General features: G+C 42.3%; 26 protein-coding genes and 1 riboswitch. Of the genes, 21 read left to right on the forward strand and 5 right to left on the reverse strand.

Annotated elements, in window-relative coordinates; all coding sequences use genetic code 11:
* Positions 1–127: 127 nt before the first annotated feature.
* The 5 genes from FTX54_RS07255 to FTX54_RS07270 all read left to right on the forward strand — a co-directional run bounded on the left by FTX54_RS07255 (position 128) and on the right by FTX54_RS07270 (position 2,938).
* Positions 128–331, forward strand: coding sequence for a YqgQ family protein (locus FTX54_RS07255; protein WP_147802898.1), 204 nt, complete (start codon positions 128–130; stop codon positions 329–331).
* Between the two features lie 46 nt (positions 332–377).
* A complete protein-coding gene (locus tag FTX54_RS07260; protein ID WP_147802897.1) occupies positions 378–1,346 on the forward strand; it encodes an ROK family glucokinase in 969 nt (322 codons plus the stop codon).
* Positions 1,347–1,351: 5 nt separating this feature from the next.
* Positions 1,352–1,882, forward strand: a complete 531-nt coding sequence (locus FTX54_RS07265; protein ID WP_338485751.1) for a hypothetical protein — start codon at positions 1,352–1,354, stop codon at positions 1,880–1,882.
* Between the two features lie 300 nt (positions 1,883–2,182).
* A complete protein-coding gene (locus FTX54_RS16820; RefSeq protein WP_422387430.1) occupies positions 2,183–2,572 on the forward strand; it encodes a DUF1385 domain-containing protein in 390 nt (129 codons plus the stop codon).
* A 210-nt stretch (positions 2,573–2,782) separates the two neighbouring features.
* Positions 2,783–2,938, forward strand: coding sequence for a hypothetical protein (locus FTX54_RS07270; protein WP_187254472.1), 156 nt, complete (start codon positions 2,783–2,785; stop codon positions 2,936–2,938).
* Between the two features lie 116 nt (positions 2,939–3,054).
* Here FTX54_RS07270 and FTX54_RS07275 read toward each other — a convergent pair whose 3' ends face one another.
* Complete coding sequence (locus FTX54_RS07275) at positions 3,055–3,240, reverse strand: DUF2759 family protein (protein ID WP_147802893.1); 186 nt, start codon at positions 3,238–3,240, stop codon at positions 3,055–3,057.
* Between the two features lie 198 nt (positions 3,241–3,438).
* Between FTX54_RS07275 and FTX54_RS07280 the strand changes: the two genes are divergently transcribed.
* Together FTX54_RS07280 and katG are read left to right on the forward strand one after the other, a co-directional pair.
* Positions 3,439–4,077 (forward strand): MBL fold metallo-hydrolase, encoded by a 639-nt coding sequence (locus tag FTX54_RS07280; RefSeq protein WP_147802892.1) that lies wholly within the window; start codon positions 3,439–3,441, stop codon positions 4,075–4,077.
* Positions 4,078–4,336: 259 nt separating this feature from the next.
* Positions 4,337–6,520 (forward strand): catalase/peroxidase HPI, encoded by a 2,184-nt coding sequence (gene katG, locus FTX54_RS07285; RefSeq protein WP_147802891.1) that lies wholly within the window; start codon positions 4,337–4,339, stop codon positions 6,518–6,520.
* A gap of 443 nt (positions 6,521–6,963) precedes the next feature.
* Here the strand turns inward: katG and FTX54_RS07290 are convergent, their stop codons facing one another.
* On the reverse strand, positions 6,964–7,209 hold the full coding sequence (locus tag FTX54_RS07290) for a DUF2626 domain-containing protein (protein ID WP_147802890.1): 246 nt from the start codon (positions 7,207–7,209) through the stop codon (positions 6,964–6,966).
* Between the two features lie 237 nt (positions 7,210–7,446).
* Between FTX54_RS07290 and FTX54_RS07295 the strand changes: the two genes are divergently transcribed.
* The 11 genes from FTX54_RS07295 to gcvPB all read left to right on the forward strand — a co-directional run bounded on the left by FTX54_RS07295 (position 7,447) and on the right by gcvPB (position 16,718).
* Positions 7,447–7,968, forward strand: a complete 522-nt coding sequence (locus FTX54_RS07295; protein ID WP_147802889.1) for a YtxH domain-containing protein — start codon at positions 7,447–7,449, stop codon at positions 7,966–7,968.
* Positions 7,969–8,081: 113 nt separating this feature from the next.
* A complete protein-coding gene (gene comGA / locus FTX54_RS07300; protein WP_147802888.1) occupies positions 8,082–9,149 on the forward strand; it encodes a competence type IV pilus ATPase ComGA in 1,068 nt (355 codons plus the stop codon).
* The gene (comGB, locus tag FTX54_RS07305) at positions 9,146–10,174 is read left to right on the forward strand and encodes a competence type IV pilus assembly protein ComGB (protein ID WP_147802887.1); all 1,029 of its coding nucleotides are present in this window, start codon (positions 9,146–9,148) and stop codon (positions 10,172–10,174) included. The genes comGA and comGB overlap by 4 nt, the downstream gene beginning before the upstream one ends.
* Before the next feature lie 199 nt (positions 10,175–10,373).
* Positions 10,374–10,697 (forward strand): competence type IV pilus major pilin ComGC, encoded by a 324-nt coding sequence (gene comGC, locus FTX54_RS07310; RefSeq protein WP_246125567.1) that lies wholly within the window; start codon positions 10,374–10,376, stop codon positions 10,695–10,697.
* The gene (gene comGD, locus FTX54_RS07315) at positions 10,675–11,121 is read left to right on the forward strand and encodes a competence type IV pilus minor pilin ComGD (RefSeq protein ID WP_147802886.1); all 447 of its coding nucleotides are present in this window, start codon (positions 10,675–10,677) and stop codon (positions 11,119–11,121) included. The genes comGC and comGD overlap by 23 nt, the downstream gene beginning before the upstream one ends.
* 100 nt (positions 11,122–11,221) lie before the next feature.
* Entirely contained in the window at positions 11,222–11,422 is a 201-nt protein-coding gene (locus FTX54_RS07320) for a hypothetical protein (RefSeq protein ID WP_147802885.1), read from the forward strand.
* A gap of 49 nt (positions 11,423–11,471) precedes the next feature.
* The gene (locus tag FTX54_RS07325; protein WP_187254471.1) at positions 11,472–11,885 is read left to right on the forward strand and encodes a ComGF family competence protein; all 414 of its coding nucleotides are present in this window, start codon (positions 11,472–11,474) and stop codon (positions 11,883–11,885) included.
* Positions 11,886–11,888: 3 nt separating this feature from the next.
* Entirely contained in the window at positions 11,889–12,260 is a 372-nt protein-coding gene (locus tag FTX54_RS07330; protein WP_147802883.1) for a hypothetical protein, read from the forward strand.
* Positions 12,261–12,396: 136 nt separating this feature from the next.
* Positions 12,397–12,489: riboswitch (glycine riboswitch) on the forward strand.
* Positions 12,490–12,791: 302 nt separating this feature from the next.
* Positions 12,792–13,877 carry a glycine cleavage system aminomethyltransferase GcvT gene (gene gcvT, locus FTX54_RS07335; protein ID WP_147802882.1) on the forward strand — a complete coding sequence of 362 codons (1,086 nt, stop codon included), beginning with the start codon at positions 12,792–12,794 and terminating at the stop codon, positions 13,875–13,877.
* 19 nt (positions 13,878–13,896) lie between these two features.
* Entirely contained in the window at positions 13,897–15,243 is a 1,347-nt protein-coding gene (gene gcvPA, locus FTX54_RS07340; RefSeq protein ID WP_187254470.1) for an aminomethyl-transferring glycine dehydrogenase subunit GcvPA, read from the forward strand.
* Positions 15,240–16,718, forward strand: a complete 1,479-nt coding sequence (gcvPB, locus tag FTX54_RS07345) for an aminomethyl-transferring glycine dehydrogenase subunit GcvPB (protein ID WP_147802881.1) — start codon at positions 15,240–15,242, stop codon at positions 16,716–16,718. Before gcvPA ends, gcvPB begins: the two co-directional genes overlap by 4 nt.
* A gap of 34 nt (positions 16,719–16,752) precedes the next feature.
* On the opposite strand, the gene FTX54_RS07350 is transcribed toward gcvPB, so the two are convergent.
* A complete protein-coding gene (locus FTX54_RS07350; RefSeq protein WP_147802880.1) occupies positions 16,753–17,127 on the reverse strand; it encodes a rhodanese-like domain-containing protein in 375 nt (124 codons plus the stop codon).
* 187 nt (positions 17,128–17,314) lie between these two features.
* Here FTX54_RS07350 and FTX54_RS07355 point away from each other — a divergent pair, with 187 nt between their 5' ends.
* The 3 genes from FTX54_RS07355 to mntR all read left to right on the forward strand — a co-directional run bounded on the left by FTX54_RS07355 (position 17,315) and on the right by mntR (position 21,583).
* Positions 17,315–18,094: a lipoate--protein ligase family protein gene (locus tag FTX54_RS07355; protein WP_422387431.1), complete on the forward strand. Its 780-nt coding sequence runs from the start codon at positions 17,315–17,317 to the stop codon at positions 18,092–18,094.
* Positions 18,095–18,388: 294 nt separating this feature from the next.
* The gene (locus tag FTX54_RS07360) at positions 18,389–20,944 is read left to right on the forward strand and encodes a vitamin B12-dependent ribonucleotide reductase (RefSeq protein WP_147803130.1); all 2,556 of its coding nucleotides are present in this window, start codon (positions 18,389–18,391) and stop codon (positions 20,942–20,944) included.
* A 216-nt stretch (positions 20,945–21,160) separates the two neighbouring features.
* The gene (gene mntR / locus FTX54_RS07365; RefSeq protein ID WP_147802878.1) at positions 21,161–21,583 is read left to right on the forward strand and encodes a transcriptional regulator MntR; all 423 of its coding nucleotides are present in this window, start codon (positions 21,161–21,163) and stop codon (positions 21,581–21,583) included.
* A gap of 152 nt (positions 21,584–21,735) precedes the next feature.
* Here the strand turns inward: mntR and FTX54_RS07370 are convergent, their stop codons facing one another.
* Both FTX54_RS07370 and FTX54_RS07375 read right to left on the reverse strand, forming a co-directional pair.
* The gene (locus FTX54_RS07370; RefSeq protein WP_147802877.1) at positions 21,736–22,533 is read right to left on the reverse strand and encodes a hypothetical protein; all 798 of its coding nucleotides are present in this window, start codon (positions 22,531–22,533) and stop codon (positions 21,736–21,738) included.
* Positions 22,534–22,586: 53 nt separating this feature from the next.
* Positions 22,587–22,988 (reverse strand): SA1362 family protein, encoded by a 402-nt coding sequence (locus FTX54_RS07375; RefSeq protein WP_147802876.1) that lies wholly within the window; start codon positions 22,986–22,988, stop codon positions 22,587–22,589.
* Between the last annotated feature and the right edge of the window lie 232 nt (positions 22,989–23,220).

A 23,220-nucleotide genomic window follows, 5' to 3' on the forward strand; every position in this document is an offset into this window, starting at 1 on the left:
ACAATCTAATTTTATCATGAAATATTCAGATACTCAAGCGTCTTTCAACAGTAGAGGAGAAACTAGTGCACGGAGAAGAGCAGAACTGGTATAATGTGAGTCGGACATTGATTAAGGAGGAGTAAAGGTGACTTATTTGGAGCTGTTAAAGCATCTGCGGGATTATCATGCAGTTATTTATACTGGCAGCCAGGAAGCTGATCTCGAATTAATCACAGAAGAACTCAGAGAACAGCACCAGCTTGGAATAATTGACGACAGTTTTCTTATGGAAGCTTTAACAGCAGTAGCCGTCAAAAAAAATGCTTTAAAAAAGCACGAACGAAAATAGATGGATTAAGAAAATCAATGACTTTTTTGAGGAAGCAGGGGGTACAATGGTACAGAAAGTATTAGCTGGAATTGATGTAGGAGGCACGACAGTTAAAATGGCTTTTATTAGTGAAGAAGGTACGATTCACGATAAATGGGAGATCACTACCAATCAAAAAGAGGACGGCAGATACATCATGCAGGAAGCTGCTGCATCTTTGAAGGCCAGGCAGGAAAAAATGAATTTCAAAATAGTCGCTGCAGGTGTAGGAGCTCCAGGGTTTATAGATGTAGAAAATGGTTATATTTATGAGGCAGTTAATGTGGGCTGGAAAAGTTATGCGCTTAAAGAAGAGCTGGAAGAGCTGCTGGGAGTCCCTGTTGTAGTCGATAATGATGCTAACCTTGCAGCAGGGGGAGAAAAGTGGAAAGGTGCAGGAGAAGGTGCATCCAATCTGCTTGCTGTTACTCTCGGCACGGGAGTAGGAGGCGGAATAATAGCCGGTGGAGAAATTATTCACGGCCAGAGCGGAATGGCCGGCGAGATCGGTCATATTGCCTCAATAAAAGAAGGGGGCGCGCGCTGTAACTGTGGAAAAAAAGGTTGTTTGGAGACAGTGGCCTCAGCAACAGGCATTGCAAGATTAGGACTCGAAGCTGTACAACGTGAGCAGCAGGGTTTCCTGCAGAGTGTCTTGAAAGAAAATGGTGCTGTTACGGCAAAAGACGTTTTGGATGGGGCTAAAAAGGGAGATGAAGTTGCAGGACAAGTTGTCAATGAAGCGATGGAACATTTAGGATTTGCTCTGGCAAACCTTTCTAATTCTCTTAATCCGGATATAATTGTTCTTGGCGGCGGTGTCTCAAGGGCTGGGTCCTTCCTTTTGGATAAACTGCGGCTGGAATTCAAAAAGTATGCAATTCCGAAAATTGCAGAGGATACGAAAATTAATATCGCCACTCTCGGGAATGATGCCGGGGTCATTGGAGCGGCCTGGATTGCAAAGCAGACTTTTATTGAAAAAGGGGCGTGAAAAACTTGAAAGGCAATAAAACGATCATCTTTTTGCCCTTATTCGTAATGGCCGGGCTTTTTATATTTGGATATTTTTCATTAAGTGATTCTTCCACGCTTTCTAATGCTGACCTTCAACAGAATATCGATATAAGTGTATCAAATGACAATCCAAAAGAAATTGCATGGGAATGGGGAAGTTACCCCGCAGATGGACTTGCTGGCAATGATTATATAGAAATTGTTTTTGATGGAGAAGTAGAAAATTCAACATTAGAACTAACCCATGCAGATAATGTTTTATTCGAATCGGAAGACTGGTTTTATACTGATGACGGCATAGCGGCCTCTTTCCCTACCTATACTGAAGAAGAACAGATTATAGGTGCCATAGGGTCCTGGAAAGTGGACTCAGACACTACAATTGAAGCGGTTCGCTATTATCACACATGGGCAGGTGCAGAAATAGAAATAGACGAACCTGTAAATTTAATTGAGCAGCTGCAGAATCGAATACCTGAGCATCATTGGGTGGTAGAAGAGGCAGATATTTAGGAGGTTTATATGACTAGAGGACTTTCTTTTCCTCAAGGAGTCATGTTCTTCAACAGCCAATATGTTTCCTGTGCCTGGAATAAAGGACACCGGAGCGGGCAATGGGTGAAAGAAAAAACATTTCTGAACCTCTGTTATGCTGCGTGCTGGTTCTTATCCTCTTTCTCTTTTAGAGAATACAGTATATTTACAGGGGGTCTTCTCGCTATTATTATTTCCCGGACAGCAGATTTTCCTGCTGTTCCTTTTTATACATTCATATGGCTCCTTTTTAGTTTTCATTTCTGGTTTCCACGGTCTATGAGACAGTATCACGCAGCAGAGCACAAAGTTTTCTCGTATAAAGCAAATAATAAAAGAAAAAATCTATCGATGAACGGTGCATCAGCAGTTAACAGAAACTGCTCAACGAATTTGGTTGTTTTATATTTCCTGTTTCTTTTTCTGATATTTGCAGTTCTTTGGCCAATTTTAAGTTTTGAAAAATCCCTGAGTATAAGCTCCTACGTTGCAGCGGCAGGAGGGCTGCTTCTGCAGAGGTGGCTCATTAAACACCCGTCTTCCAGGATGAGAGGCTTAATATTGAAAATTTCCTATTTTGCCCAGGAAAACATTACGACTGCTTCCCCCGGTCCCCTGCATACAAGCACAGCCTTAAGAGCGTATCATGGGCTTTTTCAAACAAAGTAAGACCGTAATATTGTTATGTAAACTAAAATTAAAGCAAGTATCTGTCAATTTTTTTATTAAAGAGAGCCAGCGGTCCCTCTACGGTAGAGCTTCAGCGCAGTTTTTTATAAATACAAGAAAACGCTGACAGAGACAGTTATGAATGACTGCTGCACTATGATGGATGAAAAGACCTTTTTATTCATATATATAGGCAGAACGAATAAAAACATGTTTCTACCAAGGACGCTGGAGTCTGCATGTGGCGGCTCTGTGCCGATGAAGAACGAGCACCACCCTTTCGGACCGCAGGGTGGAATAGATCAGTTGAATCCGGCCTCCACCCTGATAGTAACGACAGCGGCTGTTAACAGAAGCATAAATTAGAATAGTTATTAATATGTTGTAGTAGATCTTTAATTTTTCAGGGCAGTCTAAATAAAAAACCAGATCCTATTAAAAAGGATCTGGTTTTTCCGATGTATTTAACCTTTTTTAAAAAGCTAAGCTACAACACCGCCGCCGCCTGTAAAGATGACTGCGAATAGAGTCCATACTGAGAACCAGCCAAAAACTGCGAAGGAAAGAAATGCGAAGCCGGCTCCGAAAACGTTTTTTCGCTTTGCTTCAACAATGAGACCGAAGAATGATAAAATAGCAACACCTAAAGTAATAAGACCAAGAAACATATGTGTAAACCTCCTTATACCAGTATAACGAGACCGTAGTCAGCTCTGATAAATTCTGATCCGGTCGGGCGGTTCTATCAACTCATATTTTACTTTTTTTTGTTACGCTTGTCGAGTAGGAGTTTTTGAAGAGATAGGAGAAGTTTTTGTGAAGTACTTTTTTTTCAATTATAATGATCTTAGAAAGGAGGTATACATATGAAGTATGAGAGAATTCCATTAGGACCGCTGCAGACGAACGGCTACATTATTTATAAAGACCGTGAAGGGTTAATTGTTGATCCGGGAGGCGAAGCAGATTTTTTGCTCGGACGGATTAAAGAGTTAAATATAAAAGTACATGCTGTCCTTCTTACACACGCCCATTTTGATCACATCGGCGCTCTTGAAAAAGTGCGGGAAGAGCTGCAATGTCCGGTTTATCTGCATGAAGCAGAAAATGAGTGGCTTGAAAATACTAAGCTGAATGGTTCAGGAGTTTTCCCTGGAATAGAAGAAATCAGCTGCAAAAAAGCGGAAAATCTGTGGACAGAGGAAGGAGAAAAAGAAATAGGTCCATTTGCCTTCTATTTATTTGAAACGCCCGGGCATTCTCCAGGGAGTGTGACGTATTATTTTCTGCATGAAAATCTCGCATTTTCAGGTGATGTACTTTTTAGGGGAGGCGTTGGGAGAACCGATTTAACTGGCGGAAGCCAGGAAGTTCTGCTGGACTCAATTCACGAAAAACTGCTTCTGCTTCCTGATGAAACTGAAATACTTAACGGCCACGGACCGGAAACAACCATTGGAGAAGAGAAGGAAACGAATCCTTTCATCAATGGATTTGGATGGTGAATAAATAAAAACTTTTATTTGTCCTAGCTTTGGTAGGCAGATTATACAATTTTCAAAAGCGGAAATAACAATTTATCGACAGTTTTGTTTACTGAAAATCATAAGTTGTTATTATTTACTGCGTTTTACTTTTGGTTTAGCTGATAATTTATTATAATTACAAAGTGAGAATAAATATTGATTCCACATTTAAATTTTCATGCGGGGAAAAGCAGATTTAATTTCTGTTTATTCCTCCTAAAAAGAAAGGGGAAAAAGTATGGATATGAATGAAAATGGAAACATGGAGAAATGCCCCGTCGCACACCAGGGAAGCCCTGGGAAACCTTTAGGGGGCACGAAAAACCAAGACTGGTGGCCGAACCTGCTGAGTCTGGATGTTCTTCATCAGCATGATACGAAAACAAACCCGCTTGGTGCAGATTTCGATTATGCTGAAGAATTTAAGAAACTGGACTACGATGCAATGAAAAAAGATCTTCATGCTCTTATGACAGACAGTCAGGAATGGTGGCCTGCGGACTATGGTCATTATGGTCCATTCTTTATCCGTATGTCCTGGCATGCTGCCGGAACATATCGTATGCACGATGGACGCGGAGGCGGGGGAAGCGGCTCTCAGCGATTCGCACCACTGAACAGCTGGCCGGATAATGGAAATCTTGATAAAGCCCGCCGTCTTCTGTGGCCGATTAAACAAAAATATGGCAACAAAATTTCCTGGGCTGACCTTCTCGTCTTAGCTGGTAATGTAGCGATTGAATCCATGGGAGGAAAAACTATTGGATTCGGCGCGGGGCGCGAAGACATCTGGCATCCGGAAGAAGATGTCAACTGGGGTCCTGAAACTGAATGGCTTGGTGACGAGCGCTATTCCGGAGAGCGTGAGCTGGAAAACCCACTTGCCGCTGTACAGATGGGCTTAATATACGTGAATCCTGAAGGACCGAACGGTAAGCCGGACCCTCTGGGAAGTGCTTTTGATATCCGCGATACATTTAAACGGATGGGTATGAACGATGAAGAAACTGTGGCATTAACTGCCGGAGGACATACTTTTGGTAAGGCACATGGTGCTGGAGACCCTGAGCATGTAGCAGACGAACCAGAAAATTCTCCAATTGAAGCACAAGGCTTGGGCTGGAAGAGCACTCACGAAACAGGCAACGGCCCTTATACAATTACGAGCGGAATTGAAGGAGCATGGACTCCGACCCCAACGAAGTGGGATATGTCGTACTTTGATGTTCTGTTCGGTAATGAATGGGAGCTTACGAAGAGCCCTGCCGGAGCTTATCAGTGGGAACCGGCAAATCCTCCGGAAGAACATCTGGCTCCGGATGCTGGTGATTCCTCCAAACAGGTTACGATCATGATGACTACAGCAGATATGGCAATGAAAATGGATCCTGATTATGAAAAAATTTCCCGTCGATTCCACGCTGACCCAGACGAATTTGCTGATGTTTTTGCACGTGCCTGGTTTAAACTGCTTCACCGTGACATGGGTCCTCGAGAGAGATACCTCGGTCCGGAAGTACCTGACGAAGAGTTTATCTGGCAGGATCCAGTTCCAACACCTGATTATGACCTGACGGAGGCAGAAATTGAAGATTTGAAAGCTAAACTTCTGAATTCTGGACTTACGGTCGGTGAACTTGTAAATACGGCCTGGGCTTCTGCCAGCACGTTCCGCCAGTCTGATATGCGCGGTGGTGCAAATGGTGCCCGAATCCGTCTTGCTCCACAGAATGACTGGGAAGCAAATGAACCGGAACATCTTTCAAAAGTTCTCGCTGTTTTCGAAGGTATCCAGAATGACTTGGATAAATATGTAAGCATCGCTGACCTAATAGTTCTTGGCGGAAGCGCTGCTGTTGAGAAGGCCGCCAGAGATGCCGGCTTTGATGTAACAGTTCCATTCACTCCAGGACGAGGAGATGCTGCGCAGGAACAGACAGACATTGAGAACTTTGAAGCGCTGGAGCCGGTGGCAGATGGTTTCAGGAACTACCAAAAGAAAGAATATAAGGTAAGCTCGGAAGAACTTTTAGTAGATAAAGCACAGCTGCTCGGTCTTTCTGCTCCAGAAATGACAGTCCTTGTTGGAGGTATGCGTGTTCTTGGCGCCAACTACGGCCGCAAACAGCACGGCGTATTCACTAATCGTGTCGGAACACTCACGAATGACTTTTTTGTGAACCTTATGGACATGGGTGTTGAGTGGTCTGCTGCAGATGATGGAACGTATGAAGCGCATGATATCAGAACTGGTGCATTAGTAAGAACTGCAACAAGAGTGGATCTTGTCTTCGGTTCACACTCCGTACTGCGTGCTCTTTCTGAAGTTTATGCTCAGGACGATAACAAAGAAAAGTTTGTTAAAGACTTTATCGCTGCCTGGGTAAAAATCATGGACGCTGATCGTTTCGACTTGAAGTAAGCAAGCCGATAAAGAAAATTATTCCCGGACTCACGCATAACAGCAGAGATAAACGGGTAACGAAACACCTTATTAAGCTTCCTGACCTTTCACCTTTTCAAGTGAATCTGGGTCAGGAGCATAAATAAGGTGTTTTTTGTATATAATTGTATTCGGCGACAGGCTTTATTATTTCTAATTTTTTCAGACGCTTCAAGTAAATTTGTAATTCAGTCTACCTTTACAAAACAGGCTGCCTTGACAGAAAACGGGGCCAGGCTTGGGAGGCTCATGGGTTCCTCCGCCTATTCGAGTAGTAGTCTTCTATACCCGAAAAACGGTTCCCCGTCCCATTTTATTAAAGTAAGCGGCCCGGACTTAATCACAGCTATAATTAAAAAAAGCTGTATCCTGAAGGCGCTACAGCACGCCTGCGGGATACAGCTTTCAGGTAAAGGGAGCTTTTAATGCTCGCCTACACCGGGGATCATAATAAATGTCGTATAATACGTGAAACCGACGAAAAAAACAGTTAAATAGGCCCCAAAAATATAAACGTAGGCACGTTCAGACAGCTTCAAATAGCTGAGTGCAATAAAAACGCCGGTTTGAGCAAAAAACAATATAGATGCTTCAACCATTTCTCCTACGAGGAACAAAACGGCAAATATCCCCGTCCAGAACCCGAGAACCCGATACATGCGCTCCATGACTTCCCCTCCTTTGTATGTAACTAAGTACGCATAAATGAACACAAACAAGTTCACTTTATTATAAATCTATTTCAGGTGATTTGTAAACTATTCCTTACTTAACTTTTAGTAATATAAGTATTTTTGAAGAATAAAGAGAAAATTGTTGTTAAGGGTTTAAATTACTGAAAATAAAGGTATTATTAATGTTATGTAGAACTTAATACATAACGTCTTTAAAGGAGGAAACAGTTTATGAGTAAAATGGACACTAAAGATTTCGCACTGGGGGCTTTACTAGGAAGCATCATAGGAGCAGCAGCAGCTATTCTTATGGCACCAAAATCAGGTAAAGAGCTTCGTAATGATCTGAATGAAAAGGCAGTTACAGCGAAGGACCGAACAACTGAATGGTCCAACACTGCAAAAGAAAGAGGTGTTGAGTGGACCAACACTGCAAAAGAAAAAGGAACCTCGTTGAAGAGTACCGCTAAAGAAAAAGGTTCTGAATATTCCCAGACTGCCAAAGAGAAATCTGAAGAGTTCACTACTGCTGCAAAACAGCAGCTTGAAAGAATTTCTGAAAAATCGGCAGGCGTTAAACAAAAAGCTTCTTCTATGAAAGAAGACCTCGCCGGAGATGTAAAAGGGATTATGGAATCAGAGAAATCTGAAGGAAGAAAGCTTGCCCAGCAGGTAGTGCAGGAAATAGAAGAAACAAAAGCCAGACTAAGAAAAGATGTAGAGGCCCTTCACGAAGAACAGAATAAACAATAAATAAAAAACCCGCAGATTTTTTGCGGGTTTTTTATTTATTTAGAAGGAGTTTTATGACAGGATGTCGAATGTATGTTCTTGTGCAGTAAAAAATAAGAATAGGAGAGTGATATATGGAAGCAGCTTCAAAGTTAAGAAATATCATTAAGGAAGCGGTAGCCCTGAGAGCTTCTGACGTTCATATTCTTCCAGATGACGAAGGCGTGATTATCAGGCTGCGCCTGGATGGACAGCTTATTGATTCAGACAGGCTTACTCACCAGGCTGGAAGAAAACTTATCTCCCACATGAAATTCATTTCCGGTATGGATATTGGAGAGAGAAGACGCCCTCAGAATAAAAGAATTGAAATGAAGCTCGAGCATAGAACTGTATTTATCCGCCTCTCCACTTTTCCTTCCTCCTTAATGGAAACACTCGTTCTTCGGGTATTTCCATACGAAAAATCGGACACCCTGCATAACCTGGCCCTGTTCCCTGAGCAGGCTGCCAACCTTCAGAAACTTATACATAGCCCCCATGGTTTAATACTAATCTGCGGCCCCACGGGAGCCGGGAAAACAACTACACTGTATTCACTATTACAAGATAGAATGCGCGGTGCAAAAGAAAATATTATGACGCTTGAAGACCCTGTTGAAAGAAGAGAAAACGGACTTCTGCAAATGGAAATCAATGAAAAGGCAGGGGTTACCTATGCCTCGGGATTGAGAAGCCTTCTTCGTCATGATCCGGATTTAATCGTTATCGGTGAAATACGCGATGAAGAAACTGCAGCTATTGCAGTAAAAGCTGCTATGAGCGGACATCTGGTTATTTCAAGTCTTCACAGCAGTTCCACGTCAAATGCTTTAAGAAGACTGATTGATCTCGGTGTAGATAAAGCTGATCTTCAGGAAGTTCTTTATGGAGTAGTAGCCCAATGTTTAATTGATATGAACTGTCCCTTCTGCACAGGGGGCTGTTCTATTCACTGCCGTAAAAGAAGAATCAGCCGGAGAAAAGCTCTTTATGAAATTCTTATGGAAGATGAGCTGCAGCAGGCATTTGAAAATCTGCATAAACCCTTTATTGGAGGCCTTCCCAGATTCAATCTGAAATATCTTCTCCGAAAAGGGATAGCTCTTGGGTATATCAGCGAACGTGAGTGGAAACGTTTTGGTAAAGGAGCCTACTTGTGAGGAAAAAATTATTTTCGAACGATCAGGAACGAGGAAGGCTTCTTCTGGAAATCGCCTCCCTTTTGGAGGAAGGCTACAATATTGGAGAAGCTATTGAGTTGTACGCGGCCTTTTTAACAGGAGAGAGACAGGAGTGGCTGCACACCGCTTATAAAGAAATGGAAAAAGGCGATATGTTTGCTGAACAGCTTTCTGACGCGGGGTTTTCAGCAGAAATAATCAACTTTATACGTATGCTTGAAATGCACGGAGCTTTTCAAAAAGCATTGGAACAAGCCGGATATATGCTGATAAAAAGGTATGAACTTAAAAAGCAGGTGCACTCGGTACTTCATTATCCTTTGGTACTACTTTCGGGAGTTTTCCTTCTCGGTGTAGTATTGATGGAAGGGATTCTGCCGCAGTTTCAGCAGTTTTTTCAGGCGATGGACCACGAGCTCCCGATGCTGACCAGAGGCATGCTTCTTTTCATGGACTGGTTTCGACTTCCTTTATTTTTAAGCTTTGTCGGAGCAGGCCTGCTCGTTTTTTTCTGGCTTAAAAGAAAACCTGCTGCTGAGCAGGTAGAGGTTATGTTGAGAATTCCCGTTATTCATAAATACATCCGCCAGCTGATTTCTTATTATTTTGCTGCACAGCTCGCCCCTATGCTGAAAGGGGGCCTATCTTTACAGCAGGCACTGAAGACTATGAAAGAGGAATCAAAACTGATCTTTTTTCAGTATGAGGCAGATTACTTTATTCACCACCTGGAGGAAGGAACGAATTTTTCCGATATTATTAAAGAACGAGCGTATTATATTCCTCAGCTTTCTGTAGTATGGGCTTTTGGAGAGTCACGCGGAGAAGCGGCGCAGGAGCTTGAAACTTTCGCTGCTTATTTGTTTCAAAAGATGTATGAGAATACGAATAAAGCGATCGGTTTTTTCCAACCGGTAATATTTTGTTTTATCGGAGCTATAGTTATACTTCTTTTTCTTTCTATGATGCTTCCTGTCTTTTCCGTAATAGATTCTTTTTCATAAAATTAAAAGCTGGAAGTAAAGACGAATAGGAAAAAAGTACAGCAATATTCAATTTTTATCTCCTTTGAAATCCTGTATTTAACAGTGTCAGCCTCTACTTTTCTTCACCTGGCAATAAAGTTCACTGAAAAGAAAACAAAATTTTGATCATAGTCGTTTTGTTTCACGGATATATAAAAAATATTTGAAGGAGTTTTACATGAAAAAATTTATGGGGTTTATTAAGAATAAAAAAGGTTTTACTCTTATTGAAGTAATGGTGGTACTGGTGATTATATCTATTCTGCTGCTTGTTTTTATTCCAAACCTGACGAAAAACCAGAATGTAGCTAACAGCAAGAGCTGTGAAGCAACTCTTGAACTGGTGGAAGCCCAGATTATTGCCTATCAGATTGATAACGATGGACAGTCACCAGCTTCGGTTAGTGCTATGCAGGAAGCAGGCTATGTAGACAGGGATACATGTCCAGATGGTTCTTCGATTACGATTAATGGCTTGAATGCCATCAGTGTTAATGAATGATAGAGGATTTTCGCTTGTTGAAGTGATGGCAGCTCTTCTGCTTGCTTCTATCATTGCTATGACAGCAGTTCTTCCCGTAAAAGATATATCCGCCCAAATGCAGTCGGAATATCTGTTGAATCAGTTAGAACAGGATCTGCATGCCATGCAGCTTTATGCTATGAGAGCAGGGAAGGAAGTGAATTTCCGATTTTATGAGAATGGGAAATACAGAGCTTTGTCGGAAGGGGAAGTGCTAATGGAAAGAATCCCGCGTTATCCGCTGGCTTTTCGTCCGCTTTCTTTAAATTTAAACGAGCTGCAATTTAATCCAAACGGGAATTTGAGAAGTTTTGGACAGCTGCGTGTGGAAGCAGCGTCAAAAAATTATAATCTTGTTTTTCAAATAGGAAGGGGGAGGTTCTATTTTCTGGAAATCGAATAGAGGGTATATACTGCTGGATATGTCTTCTTCTCTTTTTTTGCTGGCCTTTTCTTTAAGTGCATTTGTAATAATTATCAGTACCGTTCATCAGGAATTTTTGATGATGGAAGCTGAGAGAGAAGCAAGCACTCTATTATTTGAGCTTGTACAGGAGCATAGACAGGTAACGGGGTTTTTCCATGGTGAAATGAGTGATTTTCGTGGTTCGGCCGTTTACAGTGAAGCAGGGAAAAAGTTTTGCCTTACAGCGACCGGGAGCTTTAAAAGACAGATTCAAGTTTGTCTTCCAGCCTATGATTAACAATCAAAAAGGATTTTCAATGCTCTCTGTATTAACAGGACTTTTTATAATGACGCTGTTAATTCCCCTGTTTGTATCTGGATATGCCTTTTGGATGAATCAAAAACCTTCTATTAACGAATTTTCCGCTTATGAATTTTATGTATTCAGTAAACAGCTGGAAAAAGAGTTTCAAACAAGCGAAAATTATGCTGTAGCTGGATCAGGAGACAGGTTATTTTTGCAGGTGGAAGGACGTACGGTAACCTATGAAAGATATAACAACAGTATCCGAAGGCGGGTAATGGCACAGGGGCACGAAGTGACTTTACAGCATATTGACCACTTTACTTTTAAACAAACGGAAACGGGTCTTGAAATTGCGGCTGCAGCTGATGGAAAAATGAGGCTTCAGCGGCTCGTGCATCCTGTTACCTGGATAAATCACAGGGAGCTGTTCAGTATAGGGAAACGAGGGACTTAAGACGTGAAAAATGAAAAGGGCTTTATGCTTCTTTATACGATGCTGTTTATATTATGTATCAGCGGCTATACGTTTTATCTCCTCAATAATTATCAAATGGAGAAAGAACTTCTAGCTCATGAAATAGAAGAAACACAGATGAAACAAATGATGTTTATAGGAATAGATAAAATTCTCAAAGAGATCCCGGGAGAGGATTCATCTATTTCTATTGTAGAAAATAACGAATTCGGGGGGATTAACGGTACTGCTGTAATGGATGCTGGAGTGTGGCAGGTGACAGTTACAATTAAACAGAATAATTACACGAGTCAGGCAGGTTTTAATTACACGGAAGAAAAGGGCATTTACTCGTGGAGGGGAAGTGGTGGCTGAGAAAAGTGTACCTGTTTTTGTGATTTGATAATTAGATAAAGAAAGCTTAAGAAAACTGTGTAATAAACTTGCCTGAAAAAAGTGAATAGTGGTACGATAAAGGTGTTTCACAAATCAGAAATTTATATATGAGCGAATGACGGCAAGGGGAGAGAACGGTTTATACCGTCGCCGAAGGAGCAAGCGCGTCAGCGTGAATCTCTCAGGCAAAGCAGACTCTTGTTGGACGCATCTCTGGAAAGCCCCGTTAAAAACGGGTCACCCATGGGGAAACCTCTTTTCGTAATCGAAAGAAGAGGAGAAAACTCTCAGGTTACCAAGACAGAGGCGTACTGAAGAAATTCAGTACGTTTCTGTCTTTTTTTGTTTTCAGCTCCATTAATGCTTGTTGTTATGAATATGAATGAACATCGCTGCAAAGTGGAAGAATGACCGTGAGTGTTCTGATCGGCAGAAGCTTGTACTATTAAAAAAGATTCAAAATTTTAACAGAACCATTACTGGATACATAATCGTATGGAGGTGCATTGAATGGGTAATAAAACACCACTTTATTCAGCTTATAAAGAGTACGGAGGAAAAACGATAGATTTTGGGGGCTGGGATCTGCCGGTCCAATTTTCCTCTATTAAAGAAGAACACCGGACAGTGAGGGAAAGAGCAGGACTCTTTGATGTTTCGCACATGGGACAGATTAAAGTAACAGGTAAAAACACGATCCCCTTTTTACAGAAAATGCTGACCAATGATCTGGAAAAAGCCAAACCAGGCCAGTGTCAATATACGGCTATGTGTTACGAGGACGGAGGCACGGTCGATGATCTGGTGTTGTATAAATTCTCAGATTCAGAAGTGCTGCTGGTGGTGAATGCGGCAAATATCGAAAAAGATTTCGATTGGCTCTACTCCCACATTGAAGAGAATGTAACAGTTGCCAATGTTTCGGAAGGATTTGCCCTGCTCGCCGTTCAAGGTCCGGAAGCAGAAAAAATAGCGCAGAGAATGACGGAAGTCCCACTTCAGAACATTACTTATTTTCGTTTTCAAAATAATGTGAAATTTGCGGGGGAAAACGTGCTTATTTCTCGTACCGGCTATACAGGCGAAGACGGGTTTGAAATTTACTGCGCCCCCGAATCTGCTATGCCCCTCTGGAAAAAAATTATAGAAGAGGGTGCCGAGCCGATAGGTTTAGGTGCAAGGGACACTTTGAGGTTCGAAGCGCGGCTGGCACTTTATGGACAGGAGCTTTCCAAAGATATTACCCCTATTGAAGCAGGAATAGGCTTCGCTGTTAAACCTGATAAGGGCGTAGACTTTATTGGGCGCGACACTTTAAAAAAGCAGAAAGAGGAAGGACCTGGACGAAAAATTGTCGGTCTCGAAATGATTGATAAAGGTATTCCCCGAAGCGGCTACAAAGTTTACGACGGAGAGAAAGAAATTGGTTTTGTCACTTCCGGTACGCAGTCCCCTACGCTCGGTAAAAATGTTGGTCTGGCTGTAGTTAATAGGGAATATACGAACCTGGATAGTGAGATCAGTGTCCAGATTCGAAAAAAATTATTGAAAGCAAAAGTTGTTAAAACACCATTTTACGTAAGAAAAAAATCATAAAGGGAAGGGTGTTAAACGAATGAACGAATTTCGCTATCTGCCCATGACAGAAGAAGATCAGTCTGAGATGCTGGAAACGATTGGAGTAAAGGAACTTAAAGAACTCTTTGAAGATATTCCTGATGATATAAAATTTCAAGGAGAGCTGGCAGTAGAGCCGGCTCTTCACGAAATGGCACTTATTAAGGAAATGCAGAGACTGGCAGGGAAAAATGTTAATATTAAGGACTATCCTTCCTTTCTCGGAGCCGGAGTTTACGAGCATTATATTCCTTCCGTAGTCAATCATATGCTCCTACGTTCGGAATTTTTTACCGCATATACCCCTTATCAGCCGGAAATTTCTCAAGGAGAACTGCAGGGAATATTTGAGTTTCAATCAATGATTTGTGAATTAACGGCAATGGACCTTGCCAATTCCTCTATGTATGATGGGCCGACGGCTTTAACAGAAGCGGCGATGATGAGCTGCGGGCAGACGAAAAAGAAAGAAATACTCGTTTCGAAAACTGTTCATCCTGAAGCAATAGAAGTATTAAAAACTAATGCCAGCGGGCAGAATCTCAAAGTTGTCGAAATTGAAGAAAACAACGGTTTGATTAATATCGAAGATCTTGAAAAAAAGTTTGGGGATCAGACGGCCTGTGTCATTGTGCAGTACCCCAACTTTTTTGGTGAGATTGAAGATCTTGAAAAAATAGAGAAAATTACTCATTCCAATAAAAGTCATTTTATTGTTTCCTCTAACCCGCTGAGTCTGGGGATCCTTCAGCCGCCGGGTGCGTTTGGTGCGGATGTCGTCGTAGGAGACGCTCAGCCTTTTGGAATTCCAACCCAGCTTGGAGGACCTCACTGCGGTTATTTTGCTGTAAACAAAAAATTGATGCGGAAAGTACCCGGCCGTCTTGTCGGACAAACGACGGATGACAAAGGGGAAAGAGGATTCGTTCTGACACTGCAGGCGCGGGAGCAGCATATAAGACGTGATAAAGCTACAAGCAACATATGTTCCAATCAGGCTCTGAACGCTCTTGGTGCTTCTATTGCAATGAGTGCTATAGGCAAATACGGCTTAAAAGAAATGGCAGAACAAAATATGCAGAAGGCTCATTATGCAAAAAAAATGCTGGAAGCTAAAGGTGTGCGGGTAATTACGCAGGGATATTTCTTTAATGAGTTTGTAGTGGAATTCTCGAGGTCTGCGAAAGAAGTAAATGAACTGCTTTTTGAAAAAGGAATAATTGGAGGTCTTGATCTGGGCAGATTTTTCGAAAATAAACAAAATCAGATGCTTATTGCTGTTACAGAGCTCCGTACGAAAGAAGAAATCGATGCTCTAGCAGCTGAATTGGAGGGAGTACGATGAAAGAGAACAATCAATCTCTAATATTTGAATTAAGCAGGGAAGGCAGAATAGGTCACAGCCTTCCTGAATTGGATATAGAAAGAATAGACGTGGATGAGATGCTGCCGGCTTTTTTCCAGCGTGAAGAATCTGCGGAGATTCCGCAGGTTTCAGAACTGCAGCTGGTTCGTCATTATACAGCGCTCTCCCGCCGCAATCACGGAGTCGATTCCGGATTTTATCCACTTGGTTCATGTACGATGAAGTACAATCCAAAGATCAATGAGGATGTGGCCAGATATCCTGGATTTGCGCATCTGCACCCTTATCAGCCGGAATCCCAGATTCAAGGTGCTCTGGAATTGATGTATAAGCTGCAAAGGTCATTGGAAGCAGTAACAGGAATGGACCAGGTGACTCTTCAACCGGCGGCGGGAGCGCACGGAGAATGGACCGGTTTAATGTTGATACGTGCCTATCACGAAGCAAAGGGTGAGACCCAGCGCACGAAAGTTATCGTACCGGATTCTGCTCACGGGACGAACCCGGCATCTGCTGTAGTGGCTGGTTTTGAGGCATTGACAGTACGTTCCACAGAAGAGGGGCTGGTCGACCTGGAGCACCTTCGTGAATTAACAGGAGACGATACAGCCGCTCTCATGCTGACTAATCCGAATACCCTAGGCCTTTTCGAGCGCCAGATTAAAGAAATGGCTTCTATTATTCATGAAGCAGGAGGAAAGCTCTATTACGATGGAGCAAATTCAAACGCGATCCTGGGGATTACCCGGCCCGGGGATATGGGGTTTGATGTGGTGCATTTAAATCTTCATAAAACTTTTACTACTCCTCACGGAGGAGGAGGGCCTGGCTCAGGACCGGTAGGAGTAAAAAAAGATTTGGTTCCTTATCTTCCGGCACCAGTTGTCGTAGAAAAAGAGGGGAACTATGCTTTCTCTTATAATTTTCCTGATACTATAGGCCGCGTAAAACCTTTTTTTGGGAATTTCGGCATAAATGTACGGGCGTATACCTACATTCGTACAATGGGGCCTGAAGGATTGAAGCAGGTATCTTTACAGGCAGTGTTAAATGCAAATTATATGCTCCGCAGGCTGCAGCCCTATTTCGATACACCATATAAACAGCACTGTAAGCATGAGTTTGTGATATCCGGCAAACGCCAGAAAAAATTAGGCGTTCGTACTTTGGATATGGCAAAACGACTGCTTGATTTCGGGTATCATCCCCCTACTATCTACTTTCCTATTAACGTCGAGGAATGCCTGATGGTGGAGCCGACAGAAACGGAATCCAAAGAAACACTTGATGAATTTTGTGAAGCAATGATTCAGATCGCCAAGGAGGCAGAGAATTCACCCGAAACCGTACAGGAGGCGCCTCATACAACAGTAGTAGGGCGATTGGATGAAACGACTGCAGCGCGGAAACCGGTATTAAAATATAAGCGTGAAGAAGCAACTGCTGCACGCTAAAAAAAACCCTGCGGATCTCCCGCAGGGTTTTTGCCTATTTTTTAATTTTTCCCGTCCATTTTTTAAAACCGCCTTTAAGCATGGCAATTTCCTCTGCTCCTCGTTTTTTCTTGATAAGCTTCGCAGCCTGAACGGTCCTTGTCCCATTTTGATCATATAAATAAACAGGTTTATCAGGGCGGATTTCAGCAGAGCGCATTCTTAACTGGGAGAGAGGTATATTTCTCGCCCCCAGAATGTGGCCGGTTTTAAACTCTTTTTCTTCCCGGACGTCAATAAGTTGAGCTTTACGGTAATTCTGTGTAAACTCTTCTTGAGTAAGAGTTGAAAGGTAGTTCGGTTTTTTCATACGGATTAGAAGAAAAACTGCTAATGCGATCGTAACTATAATCAATATCCACCAGGTCATTGTGCCACTCCTTTGTTGATTTACAAGTATCTTTATAAATGATATACCTTTATAATGATTTGTGCAATCCTTGAAGAATTCTTTTTGTACCGGGAGTTTTATTTCGGTATGATATTATTAGTCGGGAGGAATAACAGTGGAAACTTGGCTATACATAGATACAGGAAAACAGCGTCCGGGTTTTAATATGGCTCTGGACGAAAAACTGATGGACTGGCACCGGAAGGGACTTATTGAACCGGTAGTCCGTTTTTACGAATGGGAGCCTGCGACCTTGTCACTCGGGTATTTTCAAAGGATAGACAAAGATATTGATTTAAGCGGGGTGGAGCGCCATGGTGCGGGACTTGTCCGCAGACCAACGGGAGGACGTGCCGTACTGCATGATGATGAGCTGACGTACAGTGTAATCGTAAAAGAATCGCATGAACAAATGCCTGCGACTGTGACAGAAGCTTACCGCGTAATTTCCCAGGGCCTTTTGGAAGGGTTTCGATCGCTGGAGTTAAATGCGGATTTTTCTATTCCCAGAACGGATCTGGAAAAAGCAGAACTGCGAAATCCTCGTTCTGCTGTCTGTTTTGATGCACCTTCCTGGTATGAAATGGTCGTAAACGGAAAAAAAATTGCCGGAAGCGCCCAGACCCGCCAGAAGGGAATTATTCTCCAGCATGGTTCTCTTATAAGGACAATTGATGAAAATAAGCTGTTTGATATGTTTAAATTTCCAAATGAACGATTAAGAAACAGAATGCAGAAAGGTTTTAAGGAGAAAGCAGTTCCGCTTGCTGATCTGATGGAGGAGCTTGTCACAGTAGAAACGATGAAAAATCATTTTAAAGCTGGTTTTGAGAAAGCTCTTCAGATCTATCTTCAACCCTATCAACTCAGCAGTATTCAGCTGAAAGAAGTGGAAGAATTGGCAGCATCCAAATATGATACAAAAGAATGGACATATAAATATTAAAAATACTGTGTGACTTATGATTCATTTTCCTTTACCCGGAAAGCATGTTCCTTACAGCGATGGGATTTAGGTGGAAGTATGTTCAAAAACAATAAAATAACAGTTTACATCTGTATTGGAAGGGTATAGAATTATCACTAGATAAACTATATATAGAGCTTGTTTTAAATGCAAACACAATATATAGTGCCAGATGTAAACTGGATTAATAAAGAAGCCTGAGCAGGGCTTCCTTATTTTTTACGAAAATCAGTAGTATTTAAAGAAAAAGGAGCGAGGCCTGTGACTACCTTTATGTCCAACAAACAAATTAATGTAGATCAGCTGAACAAAGATATTGAACTATTTCCCCAGGTGTATCCTGTTACTCCGGAGATGCACAAAAATCAAAGCGGGGTTTCCCGGCTGGTAATGCTTGACAGGTATACGTTTAAAGACACGGAGAAAAAAACGCTGAAAGCAGGAGATTTTGTTGTTTTAACAGTTAAATCCGATCCTAAATTCCCTGCAAGGGGCTATGGATTTGTAACGGAAGTGAACTGGGAAAATGCGACTGCTAAAATTGCAGTTGAAGAAGAGTTTCACGGAGTTCTGGACAACCCGGAAGAGAAAAAAACGGGAATTGTGGAGAGGCCGCTTGCTACAATCGACAAACCTCTTGAAGTTTACTATGAACAGATTGCAAAACGAAATGCTGCAGGTCTTTCTTCAGTCGAATCCACTCAGGAAAAAAGACAGGAATGGTTCGGGAAATTTTATAATGAGCTTGTCAACATGAACTTTGTTCCTGCAGGCCGGGTGCTTTATGGTGCGGGAGCTGAAACAGATGTAACCTATTTCAACTGCTATGTAATGCCTTTTGTGGCGGACTCCAGAGAAGGAATTTCAGATCATCGCAAGCAGGTGATGGAAATTATGAGCCGTGGTGGAGGCGTGGGAACGAATGGTTCAACACTCCGCCCGAGAAATGCACTGGCCAGAGGAGTGAACGGGAAATCATCCGGATCAGTTTCCTGGCTGGATGACATAGCGAAGCTTACTCATCTCGTCGAGCAGGGAGGATCCAGACGAGGCGCACAGATGATCATGCTCGCTGACTGGCACCCGGATATTCTGGAATTTATTGTATCAAAAATGCAGAATCCAAGGATTCTTAGGTATCTGTATGAAAACACTGAAGATGAGCAGATCAAACTGTTAATTCAGGAGAAGCTGAAATTTACCCCTTTTACGGAGCTGGAGGAGGCAATGTATCAAAGCATTGTTAACTACAAGCACATTGAAGGCCAGGGTGGTTTTGACCCTAAAGTTATCCGGGATGCAGAGAGCAGACTCCGGGACGGCGGCACATATGAGGTGAATAATCCGGAATTTCTTACAGGCGCTAATATTTCCGTCTGTATTACGAAAGATTTTATGGAGGCCGTTGAAAACGGGGAAGATTATGAACTGCGTTTTCCGGACGTTGAAAACTATTCTTCCTCTGAAATGGAAGCTTATAATAGAGAGTGGCAGGAATACGGTGACGTTCGGGAGTGGGAAAATCTCGGCTTTGGTATCCGCACATACAGAAAAATAAGGGCACAGGAACTCTGGAACTTAATTAACATCTGCGCCACATATTCTGCTGAGCCGGGCATCTTTTTTATCGACAATGCGAATGAAATGACAAACGCAAGTGCTTACGGACAAAAAGTAGTGGCTACCAACCCTTGTGGTGAACAGCCTCTTGCACCTTATTCCGTCTGCAATCTCGCGGCAGTAAACCTCTCTGAAATGGCAGATTTAAACAAGAAAGAAGTGGACTTTGAGAAGCTGGCAGAAACGGTGGCAGTCGGTGTGCGGATGCAGGACAATGTGATCGATGCCACTCCGTACTTTCTGGAAGAAAACACAAGGCAGGCTCTCGGCGAACGTCGTGTAGGACTTGGTGTAATGGGTCTGCACGATCTGCTTATTGAGACAGAAACAACATACGGGTCCGAAGAAGGCAACAAACTGGTCGATAAAATCTTTGAAACGATTGCTACAACAGCTTACCGAACGTCTATTGAACTTGCAGGTGAGAAAGGAAGTTTCCCTTTCCTGGAAGGTACGAACGATGCAGAAACAGAGCACCTGCGCCTGCGCTATACAGAGACAGGCTATATGAAAAAAATGCCGGAAGACATACTCGAAGGAGTGCGGAAACACGGTATTAGAAATTCCCATCTTCTTACGGTAGCTCCTACTGGTTCTACGGGAACGATGGTAGGCGTTTCGACGGGACTGGAACCTTACTTTTCTTTTTCTTACTACAGAAGCGGCCGTCTAGGTAAGTTTATAGAAGTGAAGGCAGCTATTCTGCAGCGTTATTTGGAGCGTCATCCGGAGCAGGATCCTGACAATCTTCCCGAATGGTTTATTTCGAGTATGGATCTGACTCCGGAAGCACATGCAGATGTACAGTGTGTCATTCAAAAGTGGGTAGACAGCTCGCTTAGTAAAACAGTAAATGCTCCAAAAGGTTACACAGTGGATCAGGTAAAATCCGTTTATGAAAGGCTTTATAAAGGAGGAGCAAAGGGTGGAACTGTTTACGTCGATGGAAGCAGAGATGCTCAGGTTCTTACTCTGAAGGCGGAAGAAAACGATAACTATGCTGTAGATTTAACTGGAGGAGAAGAAAAGGGAGAAACAAATCATCCTGTCGTACTGGTTGATACGATTGCAGATTTAAGAAGTACGTCAGTTAATTTCGGCAGTGAAGTAGGGGACACTTGTCCAGTCTGCCGTCAGGGGACTGTAGAAGATATTGGAGGTTGCAACACATGCACGAACTGCAGCGCTCAGTTAAAATGCGGATTATAAATCTTTTATGAATTTATTAGCCTCTGAATGCCTCCGGGCAGATTCAGAGGCTTTTGTTTTTGTGTGTAAGTCACAGCGTAGTCTTCATTTACAAGCTGTTTTCAAATGCTTTACTTGATGACTAGGAAGAGCATGGAAAAGGTTGTATTAATGTGCTAAAATAAACATGCACATTTAATGATTCCGGCTTCAGTCCGGAATGTCTGGAGGATATTTATGCCGACACCGAGTATGGAAGATTATCTCGAAAGAATATACCAACTGATAGACGAAAAAGGATATGCAAGAGTTTCCGATATAGCTGGAGCTCTGGAGGTTCATCCTTCTTCAGTTACAAAAATGGTTCAGAAACTGGATGCAGAAGAATACTTAATTTACGAAAAGTACCGGGGTCTGGTCTTAACCTCAAAAGGTAAAAAAATTGGGAAGAGACTGGTTTTTCGTCATGAACTTCTGGAGGAGTTCATGAGAATGATAGGTGTCGATGATAAGAGAATATATAAAGATGTCGAGGGAATTGAACATCATTTGAGCTGGGAAGCAATAGACCGTATCGGAGATCTTGTGCAGTATTTTGAAGAAGACAGCAGCAGACTGAATGATCTCCGCAACGTTCAGCAGAAAAACGATAATCCTTAATTCTGCTCATCTAAGAAGCAGCTTCGATTGTCACATCTATATCAGTTTAAGACGAAACACTTTTTCTTGAGTTAGATAACCTCAGCTGCTTTTAATCTTAAAATTAAGCAGACAGGAGGACGGCCGGTTTATTCGGCCGTCCTCCTGTCTGCTTAATTTACAATTTGTTCATACCTTCCATGGCGTTCATAAACATCAGCTACTATTAAAATAAATGGAAGAAATAGGGTGATCCATAAGCCGGTAAAGACACCTGTAATCAGCTCGCCAAGCACAAATATTTGGAAAGTCGGACGTATAGCTGCAAAACAAAAAACTATTCCCAGCGAGCCGGTGATGAATGCAAACACTTTTGCACCTCTTTGTGTTCTGGCAAGTTCCAGTCTTATTTTGTACTGTTCCAAAGAGGCACCTACACCAATGCCGAGAAGCAGCCCGGGAAGCAGTAAAAAGAATTCTTCTGGATAAATCAGCACGGAGATAAAAACAGGCAGAATGATGGCAAAAGAAAACAAATAAGCATCCGGCATACTTCCAAGCCAATCAAGGCTCCGATAATACGTGTAGCTGATAAAACCGCCTATAAGGATACCGCCTGTGATCGAATAAACCGATGTATTCATCGTTAAATAGAGCAGGCTTATAAGCAGTGGGGCGGCGATTGTTAAAACCACTTCATATTTACGTTTACAGAGAGGGATTAGAAACGCAAATAGAGTTACGCTGGCCTGCACATGAGGATGAGTCACGGCTACTGCCTGATTACTTAAAAAAAGGTAAGGGAAATAAATTACTATAATGTACCCGATTGATAAAGATAGGATAGTTAAATACAGCAGTTGGAACCCAGCTCTTTTATTTAAGCCCCAGTAAACCGCTCCGGCTGTGATCAACCAGCCGATAAATAAGATCTGAGAGTAGGTGTTAACGAAAAAGGCCGGAGCTGACATGACATTACCTCCCCAAAGCTGAAAATAAACTAATACAACAAAAGAGCCAAGCTTTAAAACAGTGCCCGGCTCTTTTTCTTTGTGTTCTTTTTACCTTCGATAACTGTCAGTTTCACATCGGACTGTCTTTTGATAAGTGGTTTAGGACTTCGCTTCTCCTGCTTGACCGTTTTTAACGGAGTTGTGCTCCGTTTCGGTTTCGGTTTGCTTTTCACTGCAGCAGCGCCGGCAGATCTGCTGGTCTTTTTTACCGGAGTCTTAAATCCGGATTGCTGCTGCATGAGCCGGGGCTGAATAAAACGGCGGAATAACAAAATAAATAACGTGATAATCCCGATAGTAACAAAGATACTTGTAATAAAGCCTCCGGGATCCTGTATTAATTTCCCACCTATTCCAAGGACGGCCAGACCAATGACTACGAAAAGGACAGGATGAATACGTTTGCGGACCATATGTTTACACCTCCAGATTACATTTGCTGAAGACAAACCTGTAATATATCATTATAGGTACTATTCTACACTAATTCTGTTAAACCTTCTAAGAAGATGTACTTTTCTTTTCCCTTAATTTTTATTTATTACACCTCGTATTTTATCTCCTTTCAGGCATAACTATCCAAGAATGAGAGCTTATGATAAAATACACGTTGGGCACCATGCCTGCTAATATGTAAGAGCCGTG

This window comes from Alkalicoccus halolimnae, assembly GCF_008014775.2.
Taxonomy (GTDB): Bacteria; Bacillota; Bacilli; order Bacillales; family Salisediminibacteriaceae; genus Alkalicoccus; species Alkalicoccus halolimnae.

Bases quoted from the DNA above. Each gene is read 5' to 3' on its own strand.
- FTX54_RS07260 (WP_147802897.1), top strand. From the start codon at position 378: ATGGTACAGAAAGTATTAGCTGGAATTGATGTAGGAGGCACGACAGTT.
- FTX54_RS16820 (WP_422387430.1), top strand. From the start codon at position 2,183: ATGAGACAGTATCACGCAGCAGAGCACAAAGTTTTCTCGTATAAAGCA.
- FTX54_RS07270 (WP_187254472.1), top strand. From the start codon at position 2,783: ATGTTTCTACCAAGGACGCTGGAGTCTGCATGTGGCGGCTCTGTGCCG.
- FTX54_RS07275 (WP_147802893.1), bottom strand. From the start codon at position 3,240: ATGTTTCTTGGTCTTATTACTTTAGGTGTTGCTATTTTATCATTCTTC.
- FTX54_RS07280 (WP_147802892.1), top strand. From the start codon at position 3,439: ATGAAGTATGAGAGAATTCCATTAGGACCGCTGCAGACGAACGGCTAC.
- katG (WP_147802891.1), top strand. From the start codon at position 4,337: ATGGATATGAATGAAAATGGAAACATGGAGAAATGCCCCGTCGCACAC.
- FTX54_RS07290 (WP_147802890.1), bottom strand. From the start codon at position 7,209: ATGGAGCGCATGTATCGGGTTCTCGGGTTCTGGACGGGGATATTTGCC.
- FTX54_RS07295 (WP_147802889.1), top strand. From the start codon at position 7,447: ATGAGTAAAATGGACACTAAAGATTTCGCACTGGGGGCTTTACTAGGA.
- comGA (WP_147802888.1), top strand. From the start codon at position 8,082: ATGGAAGCAGCTTCAAAGTTAAGAAATATCATTAAGGAAGCGGTAGCC.
- comGC (WP_246125567.1), top strand. From the start codon at position 10,374: ATGAAAAAATTTATGGGGTTTATTAAGAATAAAAAAGGTTTTACTCTT.
- comGD (WP_147802886.1), top strand. From the start codon at position 10,675: ATGCCATCAGTGTTAATGAATGATAGAGGATTTTCGCTTGTTGAAGTG.
- FTX54_RS07320 (WP_147802885.1), top strand. From the start codon at position 11,222: ATGATGGAAGCTGAGAGAGAAGCAAGCACTCTATTATTTGAGCTTGTA.
- FTX54_RS07325 (WP_187254471.1), top strand. From the start codon at position 11,472: ATGACGCTGTTAATTCCCCTGTTTGTATCTGGATATGCCTTTTGGATG.
- gcvT (WP_147802882.1), top strand. From the start codon at position 12,792: ATGGGTAATAAAACACCACTTTATTCAGCTTATAAAGAGTACGGAGGA.
- gcvPA (WP_187254470.1), top strand. From the start codon at position 13,897: ATGAACGAATTTCGCTATCTGCCCATGACAGAAGAAGATCAGTCTGAG.
- gcvPB (WP_147802881.1), top strand. From the start codon at position 15,240: ATGAAAGAGAACAATCAATCTCTAATATTTGAATTAAGCAGGGAAGGC.
- FTX54_RS07350 (WP_147802880.1), bottom strand. From the start codon at position 17,127: ATGACCTGGTGGATATTGATTATAGTTACGATCGCATTAGCAGTTTTT.
- FTX54_RS07355 (WP_422387431.1), top strand. From the start codon at position 17,315: ATGGCTCTGGACGAAAAACTGATGGACTGGCACCGGAAGGGACTTATT.
- FTX54_RS07360 (WP_147803130.1), top strand. From the start codon at position 18,389: ATGTCCAACAAACAAATTAATGTAGATCAGCTGAACAAAGATATTGAA.
- mntR (WP_147802878.1), top strand. From the start codon at position 21,161: ATGCCGACACCGAGTATGGAAGATTATCTCGAAAGAATATACCAACTG.
- FTX54_RS07370 (WP_147802877.1), bottom strand. From the start codon at position 22,533: ATGTCAGCTCCGGCCTTTTTCGTTAACACCTACTCTCAGATCTTATTT.
- FTX54_RS07375 (WP_147802876.1), bottom strand. From the start codon at position 22,988: ATGGTCCGCAAACGTATTCATCCTGTCCTTTTCGTAGTCATTGGTCTG.